The following is a 16,246-nucleotide window of genomic DNA, read 5'->3' on the forward strand; positions in this document are numbered from 1 at the left end:
GGCCAATCGAGCCCATCTCTTTGTAGCTCACATACTATTAATTTGCCACCACACTGTCGCATCCGATCACGGAGGGCGGCGCCTACCCGAGGTATTCGCAATGCCCGTTCTCCACAGCGTCATCCACAAGATCGACAAGAAGCCCGACGGTAGCCCGGCGATCCTGCACCGCAGTGTTGGCGAGCTGGAAGAGAGCCGGGCTCGCGACGAACTGATCAACCAGCTCAACGAGAGCTACAACGCCAAGACCGGCAAGGGCTGGGGCTTCTTCTTTGCCGAGTCTGGTGCGCACCCATTCAGCGGCTGGCTCAACAAGTACCTGGCCGGTGGCGATGATTTTCTGTCGTTCACTCAAACAGCTGTCGAGCATCTGACCCGACTGATGGAAGAGTCAAACCTGACCACCGGCGGACACGCACTCTTCTGTCACTACCAGCAAGGCCTGACCGATTACCTGATCATCGCCCTGGTTCAGGAAGCAGAGGCTGTGGTCATGACTGACGGTCTCACGCTGCAACCGATCCGGCGTCTGGACCTCGATAGCATCTTCCTCGCGGCTCGGATCAATCTTTCCGAGTGGAAAAACAACCCGGCCTCGAAGCAGTACGTGTCGTATCTCAAGGCGAAGAAAGGCCGCCGCGTCACCGAGTACTTCCGCGATTTCATCGGTGTGCAGGAAGGTATCGACGGACCAGGTGAAACCCGAACCCTGCTCAAGGCGTTCAGTGACTTCGTTGAAAGCGAAGACCTTGGCGAGGAGTCGGCCCGCGAGAAGACCAGCACCTTGGTCAGCTATGCAATGGCTCAGGCGAAGCTGGGTGAGCCGATTACCCTCGACGAGCTGTCCGAAGTGCTCGACGACGACCAGCCAAAGGCGTTTGCCGAGTTCATTCAGGGCAAGGACTACGGCCTTTCGGATTCGATCCCGCCAGACAAAAAAACCCTCGACAAATTCCGACGTTTCACCGGGCGCGCCAATGGCCTATCGATCAGTTTTGAGCAGCATCTGCTCGGGGACAAGGTCGAGTTTGACGAAGCCGGCGGCACGCTGACGCTGAGAGGCCTGCCAACCCAACTCACCGACCAGCTCAAGCGCGCAGCCGCCTGACACTCACCGCTACGCCGCGCTCTGAACGGAGGGCGGCGCCTGACTGGAGATAACCCATGAGCATTCCCGCAAATGCTTTGAGCGACGAAGAGTGCCTGCACTACGCGGCGCTCGATCCGGCGGCCGCCGCCGAACTGACCCGGCGGCTCACCGCGCAGAGCATAGACCCAAGCGCTGAGCGCGAGGAGCTGCAGGAAGACATTCGCCGCCTTGAAAGCGCGAATGAGGACGCCGAGGAAGAGGCTGAGAACCTGCGCGATGGCGCAGCAGAGGCTTGCGAGTGGATCAAGCGAGCCATGGACCCGGAAGATCGGGAGCTTTCACTGAATGCGCTGCTGCAGAAAGCGCTCGACTGCCTGGAGTGATGCCATGAGCACCTTTGCTGTATTCGGAATGAATGAGCACTTCGCCCGCGAAGAGGCGAAACGGAAAGTCCGCGACTTCAAAATCAAGGACGGCCGCCGGATTGAGCTCTCGATGAGTCAGTGGCTCCAGGCGGTCGAGGATCGCGTCGTCAAGATCATGGACGGCAAGCGCATCGCCCAGCTCAGCAGCATGTTCGATGCCCCCCAATATGCCGCCGACTACGCGGACCGCATTCGAAAACTTGGGCGCTGCCGCGACGTCATCATCAGGGCGAAGGTGAAGCTGCCGCAGAACGATGTGCGGAAGAAGTCGCCAACCAAGCTTTCGTGGATGGACTACTCGCCGGAATCGACAGCGGCGGCCTGACCCACCCTCACCTATTACGCTGAATGGTCTGTAAATAGGTCAATCGACTGCCTGTAGGTAGCAAGCTCAATTATCTGCCGCAAGCAAATAACGACTTCCAGTTTCTGCTTGTCGTCGGGAATTCCTATTCGCTTCAGCATCGCGCGGGCGTCTTCCTCGATCGCCGCGAGTGCATCGATATCGCTTTGCAATCTCATGTCAGTCTCCCGTCAGGCTGCATCGAACATAAACCAATAGCCCACTTCAACGAATCACGCCAGCCGGCGAGGCAGGCGCCTGACTGGAAATCACTATGTCCCCTTCTCACCAGATACTGGCCGGTGACTGCCTGGAGCTGATGCGGCAGATGCCTGACAATTCAGTCGACAGCGTCGTGACCGATCCGCCCTACGGAATTCGGTTCATGGGCAAGAGCTGGGATGGCCAGGACATCGAAGACCGCGCCGCCTACCGAGCCAGCATGCCGTCACACGCTTCAGCTTGCGGGCCGAACGGCGGACATCGATCCGTAGCGGCCGAAGCTGGCAAGTACGACCTGACACCCAATGGCATGCGCGCCTTCCAGTCCTTCACGCTGGAGTGGGCAACAGAAGCGCTTCGGGTGCTCAAACCAGGTGGTCACCTGCTGTCATTCGCTGCTGCTCGCACCTACCACCACATGGCGGTTGGCATCGAGATGGCGGGCTTCGAGATCCGAGATCAGATCATGTGGGTGTTCGGCTCGGGCTTCCCAAAGTCGCACAACCTGAAGGGCGAGCACGAGGGATGGGGCACTGCGCTAAAACCCGCGCATGAGCCAATCTGCATGGCCCGCAAGCCGTTTCCCGGCACCGTTGCGGCCAACGTGCTCGAGCATGGCACCGGCGCCCTGAATATCGAAGCCTGCCGGATCGGCGTGGTCGACGCAGGCTACGCTCGCAACTGCTCTGGCGATCGCGGTGCTGCGGGCACTCGATCGATCGAGGCCCTGGGCGCTACTAGCTTACGCGCTGGCGGCGGCTCCGCTGCATCGGGTCGCTGGCCTGCCAACCTGATCCACGATGGAAGCGACGTGATCGTCGCAATGTTCCCCGCTGAGGCCGGTGCGGCGGCGCCGGTCATGGGCACCGAGCCAACCGCAAACGGCTTCAGCGGCCCAGTGAAGTACAGCGGCATGCGCGAGCGTGTGGCCGGTGCCTTCCACGGTGACAGCGGCAGCGCTGCCCGTTTCTTCTACTGCGCCAAGACGAGCCGCGCCGATCGGCACGAAGGCCTGATCAACCCAGGTCCCCAATTCAAACGCGGCAACACGTTACGTAAAGTCGAGAACACCGCCACCACCGGCAATACACACCCGACGGTGAAACCCACCGACCTGATGGCCTACCTGCTGCGCCTGGTCACGCCGCCCGGCGGTACCGCGCTCGACCCGTTCATGGGCTCAGGCAGCACCGGCAAAGCGGCGATGCGCGAGGGTTTCCAGTTCGTTGGCTGTGAAATCGACGAGCAGTACGCGGCGATCGCTCGAGCACGCATTCAGCACGAGCTCGACAAGCAGAGCGCGCCCTCTCGATGGGTCGACAATCAACTATCCCTGTTCACCTCAAAGGAGGGTGCGTTATGAGCACATTTCAGTGTTTGGCATGACCCGCGCTGTCGCCCTGGCTGAAGCCAAGAAGCGCACAAAAGGCACCCGCAAGAATCTTCAGGCGCCAGGCGGTGTCGAGCAAATCCCGCTCGTTGAGTGGCTGGCCATGGTCGAAAGGAAGACCGAGCAGATTATGGGGGGGGGTACGGTTCGCCAGCTCTCACCGCTGTTCGACGCACCACAGTACGCCCAACAGTTCATTGAGTTGGCCCGCAAGACCCTGAAATGTCGCGATATGCACATCAGGGCCAAGGCAGTGATGGTCGACGCCCAGGGCGAGCCGATCATCAACCCGAAGACGAAGGCGCCGAAGGTTGGGTTTACGGAGTGGCCGCCGAAGCAAGAATCTCAAGCGGCGGCCTGACCCACCCTCACCTATTGCTTGATCTCTCCACGATCAACTGATGCATCGTTGCTTCCAACTCGTCGATAGCCGGAACCTGGTCGAACCGCGAGTGGATCACCAAGTACTGCTGAGTACGCGCCGTGTGGAAGACACGTTTCGCAGCAGCCATTTGATTGAGCAAATTCCGATTGACTGAGTAGCGGCCGCAATCCGGGCATTTGAACTCATCAAAGCTGCCTACTGGAAAAGCCTTGTCAGCACTCCCGCTGCATACAACACAGACATTGATGCTCATAACCACCTCCCCGTGAATGAACATTCAACTTTAGCTGATCTCTGCAATTCCACCCTCCACCGCCCGGGTATGACCCGGCATAGGACGCCCATGTCTCCCTATAAAATATCTGGGCCAACGGTCGTCAGTTTTTCCGGCGGCCGTACCAGCGCCTACATGCTGCGTCAGGTGCTGGGCAACAATGATGACCTGAGCGATCTGGTTGTTACCTTCGCCAACACCGGCAAAGAGCATCCGGCCACGCTGGAGTTCGTCCGGGAATGCGCCGAGCGCTGGTCAGTACCGATCGTCTGGCTGGAGTACCTCGATAACGAAGCAGGGTTTGGGGTTGTGGACTTCGCCAGCGCCAGCCGCCAGGGCGAGCCATTCGAAGCGCTGATCCGCAAACGGAAATACCTGCCTAACCCAGTGACCCGGTTCTGCACCATCGACCTGAAGATCCGCATCATCCACAAGTACCTGCGCAGCCAGGGCCTGTCGAACGAAGACAACCCCGTGGACATGATGACGGGCATTCGTGCTGATGAACCGCGTCGAGTCGCAAAGATCCGACACCGGAAGAGCACCAGTGAAAGCAAGTGGGCCACGATGGTTATGCCCCTGGCTGACGCTGGTGTCGGCGTGCAGGACGTGACTGACTTCTGGGCCAGCGAATCATTCGACCTGATGCTGCCGACGATCAATGGTCGGACGCTTGAAGGTAACTGCGACCTCTGCTTCCTGAAGGGCGCCAAACAGGTTTATTCGATAATCGCCAGCGACCGATCCAAGGCGACATGGTGGGCCAGAATGGAAAGCGAAGTGGTGTCCAGTGGCAAGTTTACTGGAGACGGCGCCCGCTTCCGCTTCGACCGCCCCAGCTATCAACAAATGCTCGACTACTCAGACACCCAATTCGACATGTTCGCCGACCACGACGAGGCCATTGCCTGCTTCTGTGGTGACTAACCCCTCTTCCACCTACCAGCCTGCCGGTGAACGGCGGGCGAGGAATCCCTGTGGCCGATCAGAAATACCACCTCCGCGAAGCAGCCATTGAATCGCTCTCGGATATCGCCCAGCACCTTCCACTCGATTGTGAAATGTTTCTCATCGCCTGCCGGCCTGGGAAAAAAGATTTCGACCTGGTGCTGCCATCGCCCGAGTCGAACTTGAATAACGCTCTGGATGCGCTGCGACGCCAAGGCCTGAGCATTGACGGCGACAACGCCTACAAACGCGACTTGCTTGATTCGGCCGTGGGAGCGATGACCTTCGGTGTGAAGAACCACAACCCGCCGCCGGCGGGACACTGGGGCCAGCGCTTCTGGGATATCGGCCGAGAAGAGCGCGCGCTGTGCGAAGAGCTGGTCGCGGCGTTGAAACTCGCCCGCGAAAACCTCCGAGCCTGCCAAGCAACCATCCATCTGTGCGGTGGGTTTGATCCGGCCTATGTGACAGAGGCCCAGGCCGCGATGAAGATCGCAGACGCCGCCCTCGCCAAAGCCACCCAATAACCACCTTCTGCCGCCACGCGCGGCATGGAGACAGCTATGTCATCGAAACAACCACAGATCCTTGACGACCCGGCTGCGCTGCTGGTGGACAAGGTTCTGGAGTCACGCCTTGCCGAGCTGATCGGCACCACTTCCAAAGCACTCGAACACAAGCGCCTGGCCGGCGTCATCCCCCTCGGCGTCTGGGGGAAGGTGAACGGGCGAATCATGTACAGCCTGGAGCGATACAACACATGGGCAGAAAATCAATGGGCCTCCCTGATGGCGTCGAACCCCGCGGCGAAAGCGTCCGGATCCGTTTTACTTGGAACGGTCAGCGTCGAAGCGAGCCGACTCCATATAAGCCGAACGCCAAGGGGCTCGCGGCGGCCGGCAGTCTCTGTGCTCGTGTAAAGGAACTGATCAAACTGGGCGCAATGAACGACGATCTCTACGCCCAGATGTTCCCTAACTCCGGCTACCTGCTCGACCGTAAAACGCCGACCTTTGGCGAGTTTGCCCAGATCTGGCTGGACAGCCGGGAGATCGTCGACAGCACGCGCGATAACTACAAAAGCGTGCTGAACCGGTTCTGGATGCCGGCGCTGGCCAGCAAGCGAATCGACAACATCACCTCGGCGGACCTGCGCAAGATCGTTTCGGCGATCGCCTGGGAGTCGCCGGGCGTGCGCCGGAACGCGACGGACAAGCTGTCGAGTGTTCTGCACACGGCCGTGATGGATGGGCATATCTCGCGTAACCCGTGCCTGTCGATTCCTCGGGCAAAGATCGCCAAGCGGCAGGTCGATCCGTTCGAGCGTGATGATGCTGAGCGGATCATTGCCGACATGTACGAGCATTTGAAGGGGCCGACCAGGCTCTATGCCGCCTACTTCGAGTTCTCGTTTTTCACCGGCATGCGACCGGGTGAGATCCGGGCGCTCAAATGGTCAGAGATTGACGAGGACAAAAGAAGGGCACACGTGTGCAGGGTGATCGTAAAGGGGGAGTTGTTCGAAAGGATCAAGACCAAGACGGTCAGGGATGTGCTGCTCAATGATCGCGCGCTGAATGCTATTCGGGTCGCTCGGTCGCTTGCAGCCGATGGTGCGGAGTTTGTGTTTGCGCCGGCGGACGCCAGCAGCGAGTGGATCAGGTCAGACAGCACGCCGAAGAAGTACTTTCTCGCGGCACTGGAGCGGCTGGCCATTCGTCGGCGACGGCAATATGACTGTCGCCACACCTACGCCACGATGTGCCTGATGGCCAACATGAACGCGGCGTTTATTGCAAACCAACTGGGTCACAGTGTACAAATGTTGCTCTCGACCTATGCGAAGTGGATCAACTCCACCTCCGACTGGGCCGAACTGAACAAGCTGTGATTTCGTAGTTTTGGCCCATCTTTGGCCCAGGCAATTTCCGAAGCACGACAAAAGCCCTATAAATCAAGCACCCTATTGGTAAGACGCGACATTTAATTATAAGATCGCGCCTTCCCCTATTTCGTCGCCTCGTGCGGCTTACGCCGCAGGTCTCGCCCGTTTTTCAGTTAAACAAGGCTTTGAGTATCTGCGGTCTGTTGCAAAAAGGTAGTCAATGATGAGCGCAAGGCACTTTCTCTCCCTGATGGATTGCACGCCCGAAGAGCTGGTCAGCGTGATCCGTCGAGGCATTGAGCTCAAAGACCTGCGTAACCGCGGCGTACTGTTCGAGCCGTTGAAAAATCGCGTACTCGGGATGATCTTCGAGAAATCCTCGACGCGCACCCGGCTGTCGTTTGAAGCCGGCATGATCCAGCTTGGCGGCCAGGCGATTTTCCTGTCACCCCGTGACACCCAACTGGGTCGCGGCGAACCGATCGGCGACTGCGCCATCGTCATGTCGCGCATGCTCGATGCGGTGATGATCCGAACCTTTGCCCACAGCACCCTGACCGAATTCGCCGCCAACTCGCGCGTGCCCGTCATCAATGGCCTGTCCGATGACCTGCACCCGTGCCAGTTGCTGGCCGACATGCAGACCTTCCTTGAGCATCGCGGCTCGATCCAGGGAAAGACCGTGGCCTGGATCGGCGACGGCAACAACATGTGCAACAGCTATATAGAAGCCGCCATCCAGTTCGACTTCCAGTTGCGCATCGCCTGCCCTGAAAGCTATGAGCCAAACCCTGAGTTCGTGGCCAAGGCCGGTGATCGGGTGACTATCGTTCGCGATCCTCGGGAAGCGGTACGCGGCGCACATCTGGTCAGCACCGACGTCTGGACCTCCATGGGCCAGGAAGAGGAAACCGCCAAGCGCCTCAAGCTGTTCGCACCGTTCCAGGTTAATCGTGCCCTGCTCGATCTGGCCGCCGCGGATGTGTTGTTCATGCACTGCCTGCCCGCCCACCGCGGTGAAGAAATCAGCCTCGATCTGCTCGACGACCCGCGTTCGGTTGCCTGGGATCAGGCCGAGAACCGTCTGCATGCGCAAAAAGCCCTGCTCGAGTTTCTCGTTCCGCCTTCATATCACCACGCATGAGTCATTCATTACTGCTGAACCTGCGTAATCTGGCCTGCGGCTATCAAGACCAGCAGGTCGTCCAGAACCTCAACCTGCACCTCAATGCCGGTGACATCGGTTGCCTGCTCGGCTCTTCCGGCTGCGGCAAGACCACCACTCTGCGGGCGATTGCAGGCTTTGAGCCGGTTCACGAAGGGGAAATCCAACTGGCCGGTGAAACCATCTCCAGCGCCGGTTTCACCCTCGCGCCGGAGAAACGCCGAATCGGCATGGTGTTCCAGGACTACGCGCTGTTCCCGCACCTGAGCGTGGCCGAGAACATCGCCTTTGGCATTCGCAAGCATCCACAGAAAGACCGGGTCACCGAAGAGATGCTTGAACTGGTCAACCTGAAGCACCTCGGCAAGCGCTTCCCGCACGAGCTTTCCGGCGGCCAGCAACAGCGTGTTGCACTGGCCCGGGCATTGGCACCGGAGCCGCAACTGCTGCTGCTCGACGAACCGTTCTCCAACCTCGATGGTGAATTACGCCGCAAGCTCAGCCATGAAGTCCGAGACATCCTCAAGGCCCGTGGCACCAGTGCGATTCTGGTCACTCACGACCAGGAAGAAGCCTTTGCCGTCAGCGATCAGGTTGGCGTGTTCAAGGAGGGTCGACTGGAGCAGTGGGACACGCCTTACAACCTGTACCACGAACCGCAAACACCGTTTGTGGCGAGCTTTATCGGTCAGGGTTATTTCATTCGCGGTCAGCTGCAGACCCCGGAATCGGTGCAGACCGAACTGGGAGTGCTGCGCGGTAATCGCGCATACACCTGGCCTACCGGTGGCGCGGTGGATGTGTTGCTGCGCCCCGACGATATCGTTTACGCGCCCGACAGCCCTCTGAAGGCACGGATCGTTGGCAAGACCTTTCTGGGTGCATCGACGTTGTATCGCCTGCAGTTACCGACCGGCTGCCAACTGGAATCGATCTTCCCGAGCCATGCCGATCATCTGGTCGGCGCCGATGTCGGCATTCGCGTGGCCGCCGAACACCTGGTGCTGTTCCAGGCTTCCGGCAGCACGGCAGCGCACATTCCGGCGGTAGAGTCCGGGGTTCGTCGGTACAGCGCTGCGCATTGAACAATACGGACTGAATGTGGGAACGGGCTTTTGTGGGAGCCGGGCTTGCCCGCGATGCAGGCGACTCGGTTTAGTGTCGAACCGAGTTGATGCTATCGCAGGCAAGCCAGCTCCCACAAAAGCCAGTTCCCACACACACTGATTGAGTTAACCCAACATCAACGTCCCGCTGGCCACCAGCGTCGCATGTCCCCCGATCTTCACCCGATCCCCTTCCAGGCGGCAGAACAACTCCCCGCCCCGCGCCGAACACTGATACGCCGTCAGACTCGATTTGCCCAACCGCTGCGACCAGTACGGAATCAGGCTGCAATGGGTCGAGCCGGTGACCGGATCTTCGTTGATACCGATCGCAGGCGCGAAGTACCGCGAGACGAAATCATGCCGCGAACCAGGCGCAGTCACGATAGCACCGGGCCAAGGCAACTTCGCCAGTTCGGCCATGTCCGGCTGGCAATCGAGCACCGCCTGCTCCGACTCCAGCACCACGAACAATTCGTTGGAACCCAGCACATCAACTGCCTGCACGCCCAGCGCCCGCTCCACATCGAGGGTCACGCCGACTTCGCGCAGTTCAATCGCCGGAAAGTCCAGCCACAGCCGTTCGCCTTCCCGACTCACACTCAAGGGACCGGACTTGCTGATGAAGTCCAGGCGCTCGACCGGTTCTTTATAGACCTCGAACAACACATAGGCGCTGGCCAGCGTCGCATGGCCGCACAACGGCACTTCGGTGGTCGGCGTGAACCAGCGGATACGCCAGCCTTGCGCCTCACGCACCACAAACGCGGTTTCGGCAAGATTGTGTTCGGCGGCGATTTTTTGCATCAAGTCATCAGCGAGCCAGGCGTCGAGCCGATAGACCATTGCCGGATTGCCACTGAACGGTTGGTCACTGAACGCGTCGACCTGATGAAACGCTAGCTGCATGAGTGTTCTCCTTCTTGTTAGGCGAAGGCGAGCATGCATCAGCCGTTACCTGGCAACCAGAGACAGAACCCGCCGTTTTTCACCATACAGCGCGGTGGTCAGGCCCGACCGATATCGGCGAATGTGGCCTGGGTATGCTCGGCCAGCACCGTCGGTGCCAACTCGACCTCAAGACCGCGTCGACCCGCGCTGACATAAATGCTCGCGAAAGGCTGAGCACTGTTATCGATGAAAGTGCGCAAACGCTTCTTCTGCCCCAACGGACTTATGCCCCCCAACAAGTAACCGGTGGCCCGTTGCGCGGCTGCGGGATCAGCCATTTCGACTTTCTTCACCCCGGCAGCATGCGCCAGCGCTTTCAAATCCAGACTTCCGACGACCGGCACGACAGCCACCAGCAACTCGCCCTTTTCACTGGCTGCCAGCAGTGTCTTGAACACTTGCGCCGGATCCAGCCCGAGCTTTTCCGCTGCCTCCAGACCGTAGGACGCAGCCTTCGGATCATGTTCATAACTGTGCACTCGATGTTCGGCACGAACTTTTTTCAACAGATCCAATGCGGGGGTCATGGCAGCTCCAAGCCTGGCGATAGCAAAAAAAATACTGCGCTGGATTCTAGGCCATCACCGAGCAAAAGGCTCTATTACCGGCCCCTGCCCGCTCAGGAACAGGCAAACGCAGGACAAAATCCAGCGATCTCCCGGGGCCATCCAAATGATCATTCAGCTGACCAATAGTTTAAATATGACCGACGGTTCACTTTCGACCTTTGACATCAGCATTTCTTGTCTATATTTTTTCGAATCTGAATAATGCATAAACGTTTCTGCGTAGTACCCGGCAGCAGGCCGAGACCAGGATGGGGATCCTGCCTCGGTGAAAATCGCGCCCTGACCATTTCGAGCAGAGCGCCCAACAACAACAAAAACGAGGTTTTCAATGACAACTGCATCGCAACAACCATCGCTCTCGAGCCAATGCATGGCCGAGTTCCTGGGTACTGCCTTATTGATTTTTTTTGGTACTGGCTGTGTTGCCGCGCTCAAAGTCGCGGGTGCCAGCTTTGGGCTTTGGGAAATCAGCATCATCTGGGGGATCGGTGTCAGCATGGCGATCTACCTGACCGCCGGTGTTTCAGGCGCTCACCTGAACCCGGCCGTCAGCATCGCGCTGTGCATATTCGCTGATTTCGAGAAGCGTAAACTGCCGCTCTACATCTTCTCCCAAGTCGCTGGCGCCTTCTGCGCGGCGTTGTTGGTTTACACGCTTTACAGCAACCTGTTCTTCGATTTCGAACAAACTCACCAGATGGTTCGCGGCTCACAAGCCAGCCTCGAACTGGCCTCAGTGTTCTCCACATTCCCGAACCCTGCCCTGTCGACAGCCCAGGCATTTCTGGTGGAGGTGATCATCACCGCCATCCTGATGGGCGTGATCATGTCCCTGACCGACGACAACAATGGCCTGCCTAAAGGCCCGCTGGCGCCGCTGTTGATCGGCCTGCTGATCGCCGTCATTGGCAGCTCGATGGGCCCGCTGACCGGTTTTGCGATGAACCCCGCGCGAGACTTCGGTCCTAAGCTGATGACTTTCTTCGCTGGCTGGGGTGAAATTTCCTTCACTGGCGGCCGTGATATTCCGTACTTCCTGATTCCGATTTTTGCACCGATCCTGGGTGCCTGCCTCGGCGCTGCGGCCTATCGCGGGCTGATTGCCCGTCATCTGCCGATCGCCATACCTGCTACAAAGGATGCAGAACCCGCCATTGACGGCAAAGCTCGAATCTCCTGAAAGCGGCGGCGCGCGATCCTGCCCACCATTGATCACGCGCCCCAACCCATTCCTTTATTTCGTCCAAGGCAATCGACATGACCGACATTCAGAATAAGAACTACATCATTGCCCTCGATCAGGGTACGACCAGCTCCCGGGCGATCATTTTCGACCGTGACGCCAACGTGGTCTGCACTGCGCAACGTGAATTCGCCCAGCATTACCCGCAGGCCGGCTGGGTCGAACACGACCCGATGGAAATCTTCGCCACCCAAAGTGCCGTGATGGTCGAGGCCCTGGCACAAGCCGGCCTGCATCACGATCAGGTAGCGGCCATCGGCATCACCAACCAGCGTGAAACCACTGTGGTCTGGGACAAGACCACTGGCCGGCCGATCTACAACGCAATCGTCTGGCAATGCCGCCGCAGCACTGAAATCTGCCAACAACTCAAGCGCGATGGGCATGAGCAGTACATCAGCGAAACCACTGGCCTGGTCACCGACCCGTACTTCTCCGGCACCAAACTCAAGTGGATCCTCGACAACGTCGAAGGCAGCCGCGAACGCGCACGCAAAGGCGAGCTGCTGTTCGGCACCATCGACAGCTGGCTGATCTGGAAATTTACCGGCGGCAAGACCCACGTCACCGACTACACCAACGCCTCGCGCACCATGCTCTTCAACATCCACACCCTGGAGTGGGACGCGAAGATGCTCGAGGTGCTGGACATCCCGCGCGAGATGCTCCCGGAGGTCAAGTCGTCATCGCAAATTTATGGCCACACCAAGAGCGGCATCGCCATCGGCGGTATTGCCGGCGACCAACAGGCCGCGCTGTTCGGCCAGATGTGCGTTGAACCGGGCCAGGCGAAAAACACCTACGGCACCGGCTGCTTCCTGCTGATGAACACCGGCGACAAAGCGGTTAAATCCCGGCACGGCATGCTCACCACCATCGCCTGCGGCCCACGCGGCGAAGTGGCCTATGCACTGGAAGGCGCCGTGTTCAACGGCGGCTCCACCGTTCAGTGGCTGCGCGACGAGCTGAAGATCATCAACGACGCTCACGACACCGAATACTTCGCCAACAAGGTCAAGGACAGCAACGGCGTGTACCTGGTACCCGCCTTCACCGGCCTCGGCGCTCCGTACTGGGACCCGTATGCCCGCGGCGCACTGTTCGGCCTGACTCGTGGCGTACGCGTGGATCACATCATTCGCGCAGCACTGGAGTCGATTGCCTACCAGACCCGCGACGTACTCGATGCCATGCAACACGACTCCGGCGAACGTCTCAAGGCTCTGCGCGTAGACGGCGGTGCGGTTGCGAACAACTTCCTGATGCAATTCCAGGCGGACATCCTCGGCACCAAGGTCGAGCGCCCGCAAATGCGTGAAACCACTGCACTCGGTGCCGCCTACCTGGCCGGCCTGGCCTGCGGTTTCTGGGGCAGCCTGGACGAACTGCGCGGCAAGGCGGTGATCGAGCGCGAGTTCGACCCGCAACTGGACGAAACCACGAAGGAAAAACTCTACGCCGGCTGGAAAAAAGCCGTCAGCCGCACCCGCGACTGGGAACCGCACGAAGGCGCTGAATAGGCCAAGTAGCGGATTCGTATCGGTATGTAACTGGTAGGGAGGTGATTCGTACGGCATCATGGGCAAATTTTGCACGGCAGCCCAAAGGAAGCCCTATGAATCTGCCTCCCCGTCAGCAGCAAATCCTCGAACTGGTCCGCGAACGCGGCTACGTCAGCATCGAGGAAATGGCTCAACTATTTGTTGTTACACCGCAGACCATCCGCCGCGATATCAATCAATTGGCGGAAGTGAATTTGCTGCGTCGCTATCACGGCGGCGCCGCTTACGATTCAAGTGTCGAAAACACCGCCTACGCCATGCGCGCCGATCAGATGCGCGATGAGAAACAGCGCATCGCCGAAGCCATCGCCGCACAAATCCCCGATCACGCCTCGCTGTTCATCAATATCGGTACCACCACCGAGTCCATCGCCCGGGCGCTGCTCAATCACAGCCATCTCAAGGTGATCACCAACAACCTGCACGTCGCCTCGATCCTCAGCGCCAAGGATGACTTCGAAGTCCTGCTGGCCGGTGGCAACGTGCGCCGTGATGGCGGCGTAGTCGGTCAGGCCTGCGTCGACTTCATCAACCAGTTCAAGGTCGACTTTGCGCTGGTCGGCATCAGCGGTATCGATGAAGACGGCAGCCTGCTCGACTTTGACTACCAGGAAGTACGGGTCTCCCAGGCGATCATCGCCAACGCTCGGCAAGTCTTGCTGGCAGCAGACTCCAGCAAGTTCGGCCGCAACGCCATGGTCCGCCTGGGGCCGATCAGCCTGATCGACTGCCTGGTGACCGACCACGCGCCGGTTCCGGCATTGGCGCAACTGCTGAGCCAGCACAAGATTCGGCTGGAAGTGGTTTAACCCCCCTCGAGATTTTCGTCGCCTATACCGGCGCCATCGCGAGCAAGCTCGCTCCCACAGGGTCCGCGCTATCCCTGTGGGAGCGAGCTTGCTCGCGAATACGGCCGCGCATTCAACATACCTTCCGCGCCCTGCCGAAGACCGGAATGTTCGAAAATTTTCCTTTCCCCTCCCTTCGATCAGAAATTTCAATCGAAGTCAGCTAGCTGTGCCCGGGTTTATGCGCTACCATTTTCGCAAATGAACATTAATGTTCGAATTCAAATATAGAAAGTACCCGAGGCCAGCCGATGCCCACTTCAACCTTGCCTATGCCCCCTCTTGCCGAGGTCTATGATATCGCCGTCATTGGTGGTGGGATTAACGGGGTGGGGATTGCCGCAGATGCCGCCGGTCGCGGTCTTTCGGTGTTCCTTTGCGAAAAGGACGATCTGGCCAGTCATACCTCGTCCGCCAGTAGCAAGCTGATCCACGGCGGCCTGCGCTACCTCGAACACTACGAATTCCGCCTCGTGCGCGAGGCCCTGGCCGAGCGTGAAGTGCTGTTGGCCAAGGCCCCGCACATCGTCAAGCCAATGCGCTTCGTGTTGCCGCACCGTCCGCACCTGCGCCCGGCATGGATGATCCGTGCAGGCCTGTTCCTTTATGACCATCTTGGCAAGCGGGAAAAACTCGCCGGCTCCAAAAGCCTGAAGTTCGGTGCCGACAGCGCGCTGAAAAGCGAAATCACCAAAGGCTTCGAATACTCCGATTGCTGGGTCGACGACGCCCGTCTGGTGGTGCTCAATGCCATGGCCGCCCGCGAAAACGGCGCCCACGTTCACACCCAGACCCGCTGTGTCAGCGCCCGTCGCAGCAAAGGCCTGTGGGAACTGAACCTGGAACGTGCCGATGGCCGCCTGTTCTCGATCCGCGCCAAGGCGCTGGTGAATGCCGCCGGTCCATGGGTCGCCAAGTTCATACGTGATGACCTGAAGATGGAATCCCCTTATGGCATCCGCCTGATTCAGGGCAGCCACCTGATCGTGCCGAAGCTGTACGAAGGCGAACACGCGCATATCTTGCAGAACGAAGACCAGCGCATCGTGTTCACCATTCCGTACCTCAATCAATTCACCCTGATTGGTACCACGGACCGTGAGTACACCGGCGATCCAGCGAAAGTCGCCATCACCGAAGGCGAGACCGATTACCTGCTGAAAGTGGTCAACGCGCACTTCAAGAAACAAATCAGCCGCAGCGACATCCTGCACACCTATTCCGGCGTTCGTCCGCTGTGCAACGACGAATCCGACAATCCTTCAGCCGTGACCCGCGATTACACCCTGGCATTGTCCGGCAGCACTGAAGAAGCCCCGCTGCTGTCAGTGTTCGGTGGCAAACTGACCACCTACCGCAAACTGGCCGAGTCGGCCATGGCGCAGCTGGCACCGTACTTCAAGGACATGAAGCCGAGCTGGACTGCGCAAGCGACCCTGCCGGGCGGCGAAGACATGACCACGCCACAGGCCTTGAGCGCGTTGATTCGCGACAAGTTCGACTGGCTGCCGACGGAAATTGCCCGACGCTGGGCCACCACCTATGGCAGCCGCACCTGGCGCCTGCTTGAAGGTGTACAGAGTCTGAAGGACATGGGCGAACACCTCGGTGGCGGTCTCTACACCCGCGAAGTCGATTACCTGTGCAGCGAAGAATGGGCCACCAGCGCTCACGACATACTCTGGCGTCGCAGCAAACTGGGTTTGTTCACCACCCAGGCAGAGCAAGAGAACGTGCAGCTGTACCTGAACAAGCTCGAGCAGAACCGCAGCAAGATCGAAGCAGCCTGATCGGTAATCCGGCTCAACAAAAGCCCCTGAATCTCACGATTCAGGGGCTT

General features: G+C 59.2%; 20 protein-coding genes. 15 read left to right on the forward strand and 5 right to left on the reverse strand.

Annotation, left to right across the window (positions count from 1 at the left end):
* Positions 1-100 precede the first annotated feature (100 nt).
* The 3 genes from yejK to BK658_RS02550 are packed head-to-tail and all read left to right on the forward strand — an operon-like array spanning position 101 to position 1,840.
* The gene (yejK, locus tag BK658_RS02540) at positions 101-1,108 is read left to right on the forward strand and encodes a nucleoid-associated protein YejK (RefSeq protein ID WP_123580904.1); all 1,008 of its coding nucleotides are present in this window, start codon (positions 101-103) and stop codon (positions 1,106-1,108) included.
* 56 nt (positions 1,109-1,164) lie between these two features.
* The gene (locus tag BK658_RS02545) at positions 1,165-1,473 is read left to right on the forward strand and encodes a hypothetical protein (protein WP_185019768.1); all 309 of its coding nucleotides are present in this window, start codon (positions 1,165-1,167) and stop codon (positions 1,471-1,473) included.
* A 4-nt stretch (positions 1,474-1,477) separates the two neighbouring features.
* Entirely contained in the window at positions 1,478-1,840 is a 363-nt protein-coding gene (locus tag BK658_RS02550) for a hypothetical protein (RefSeq protein ID WP_123580905.1), read from the forward strand.
* A gap of 14 nt (positions 1,841-1,854) precedes the next feature.
* Here BK658_RS02550 and BK658_RS02555 read toward each other — a convergent pair whose 3' ends face one another.
* Positions 1,855-2,037, reverse strand: coding sequence for a hypothetical protein (locus BK658_RS02555; RefSeq protein ID WP_123580907.1), 183 nt, complete (start codon positions 2,035-2,037; stop codon positions 1,855-1,857).
* Positions 2,038-2,132: 95 nt separating this feature from the next.
* On the opposite strand from BK658_RS02555, the gene BK658_RS02560 reads away from it, so the two are divergent.
* Entirely contained in the window at positions 2,133-3,443 is a 1,311-nt protein-coding gene (locus tag BK658_RS02560) for a DNA-methyltransferase (RefSeq protein ID WP_123580909.1), read from the forward strand.
* A gap of 19 nt (positions 3,444-3,462) precedes the next feature.
* Entirely contained in the window at positions 3,463-3,831 is a 369-nt protein-coding gene (locus BK658_RS02565) for a hypothetical protein (RefSeq protein WP_123580911.1), read from the forward strand.
* Positions 3,832-3,838: 7 nt separating this feature from the next.
* Here the strand turns inward: BK658_RS02565 and BK658_RS02570 are convergent, their stop codons facing one another.
* A complete protein-coding gene (locus BK658_RS02570; RefSeq protein WP_123580965.1) occupies positions 3,839-4,108 on the reverse strand; it encodes a hypothetical protein in 270 nt (89 codons plus the stop codon).
* A 90-nt stretch (positions 4,109-4,198) separates the two neighbouring features.
* On the opposite strand from BK658_RS02570, the gene BK658_RS02575 reads away from it, so the two are divergent.
* From BK658_RS02575 to BK658_RS02595, 6 genes are all read left to right on the forward strand, one after another.
* A complete protein-coding gene (locus BK658_RS02575) occupies positions 4,199-5,056 on the forward strand; it encodes a phosphoadenosine phosphosulfate reductase domain-containing protein (protein ID WP_123580913.1) in 858 nt (285 codons plus the stop codon).
* Between the two features lie 50 nt (positions 5,057-5,106).
* The gene (locus tag BK658_RS02580; protein ID WP_123580915.1) at positions 5,107-5,604 is read left to right on the forward strand and encodes a hypothetical protein; all 498 of its coding nucleotides are present in this window, start codon (positions 5,107-5,109) and stop codon (positions 5,602-5,604) included.
* Between the two features lie 36 nt (positions 5,605-5,640).
* On the forward strand, positions 5,641-5,997 hold the full coding sequence (locus tag BK658_RS30230; RefSeq protein WP_259740041.1) for a hypothetical protein: 357 nt from the start codon (positions 5,641-5,643) through the stop codon (positions 5,995-5,997).
* Positions 5,898-6,968, forward strand: coding sequence for a tyrosine-type recombinase/integrase (locus tag BK658_RS02585; protein WP_259740042.1), 1,071 nt, complete (start codon positions 5,898-5,900; stop codon positions 6,966-6,968). The genes BK658_RS30230 and BK658_RS02585 overlap by 100 nt, the downstream gene beginning before the upstream one ends.
* A gap of 217 nt (positions 6,969-7,185) precedes the next feature.
* The gene (gene argF / locus BK658_RS02590) at positions 7,186-8,106 is read left to right on the forward strand and encodes an ornithine carbamoyltransferase (RefSeq protein WP_123580919.1); all 921 of its coding nucleotides are present in this window, start codon (positions 7,186-7,188) and stop codon (positions 8,104-8,106) included.
* Positions 8,103-9,212: an ABC transporter ATP-binding protein gene (locus tag BK658_RS02595; protein ID WP_123580922.1), complete on the forward strand. Its 1,110-nt coding sequence runs from the start codon at positions 8,103-8,105 to the stop codon at positions 9,210-9,212. The genes argF and BK658_RS02595 overlap by 4 nt, the downstream gene beginning before the upstream one ends.
* A 147-nt stretch (positions 9,213-9,359) precedes the next feature.
* On the opposite strand, the gene BK658_RS02600 is transcribed toward BK658_RS02595, so the two are convergent.
* The 3 genes from BK658_RS02600 to BK658_RS29905 all read right to left on the reverse strand — a co-directional run bounded on the left by BK658_RS02600 (position 9,360) and on the right by BK658_RS29905 (position 11,125).
* On the reverse strand, positions 9,360-10,142 hold the full coding sequence (locus tag BK658_RS02600) for a PhzF family phenazine biosynthesis protein (RefSeq protein WP_123580923.1): 783 nt from the start codon (positions 10,140-10,142) through the stop codon (positions 9,360-9,362).
* 98 nt (positions 10,143-10,240) lie between these two features.
* A complete protein-coding gene (gene ybaK / locus BK658_RS02605) occupies positions 10,241-10,711 on the reverse strand; it encodes a Cys-tRNA(Pro) deacylase (protein WP_123580925.1) in 471 nt (156 codons plus the stop codon).
* Positions 10,712-10,864: 153 nt separating this feature from the next.
* A complete protein-coding gene (locus tag BK658_RS29905; protein WP_185019769.1) occupies positions 10,865-11,125 on the reverse strand; it encodes a hypothetical protein in 261 nt (86 codons plus the stop codon).
* Here BK658_RS29905 and BK658_RS02615 point away from each other — a divergent pair.
* The 4 genes from BK658_RS02615 to glpD all read left to right on the forward strand — a co-directional run bounded on the left by BK658_RS02615 (position 11,082) and on the right by glpD (position 16,196).
* A complete protein-coding gene (locus BK658_RS02615) occupies positions 11,082-11,933 on the forward strand; it encodes an MIP/aquaporin family protein (protein WP_123580929.1) in 852 nt (283 codons plus the stop codon). The two genes, BK658_RS29905 and BK658_RS02615, sit on opposite strands and share 44 nt — an antisense overlap.
* A gap of 77 nt (positions 11,934-12,010) precedes the next feature.
* A complete protein-coding gene (gene glpK, locus BK658_RS02620; protein ID WP_123580931.1) occupies positions 12,011-13,516 on the forward strand; it encodes a glycerol kinase GlpK in 1,506 nt (501 codons plus the stop codon).
* 95 nt (positions 13,517-13,611) lie between these two features.
* Positions 13,612-14,367, forward strand: coding sequence for a DeoR/GlpR family transcriptional regulator (locus BK658_RS02625; RefSeq protein WP_054593817.1), 756 nt, complete (start codon positions 13,612-13,614; stop codon positions 14,365-14,367).
* A 290-nt stretch (positions 14,368-14,657) separates the two neighbouring features.
* Entirely contained in the window at positions 14,658-16,196 is a 1,539-nt protein-coding gene (glpD, locus tag BK658_RS02630) for a glycerol-3-phosphate dehydrogenase (protein ID WP_123580933.1), read from the forward strand.
* Positions 16,197-16,246: the final 50 nt, after the last annotated feature.

The sequence above is a fragment of the Pseudomonas brassicacearum genome, assembly GCF_003732175.1.
GTDB lineage: Bacteria > Pseudomonadota > Gammaproteobacteria > Pseudomonadales > Pseudomonadaceae > Aquipseudomonas > Aquipseudomonas brassicacearum_G.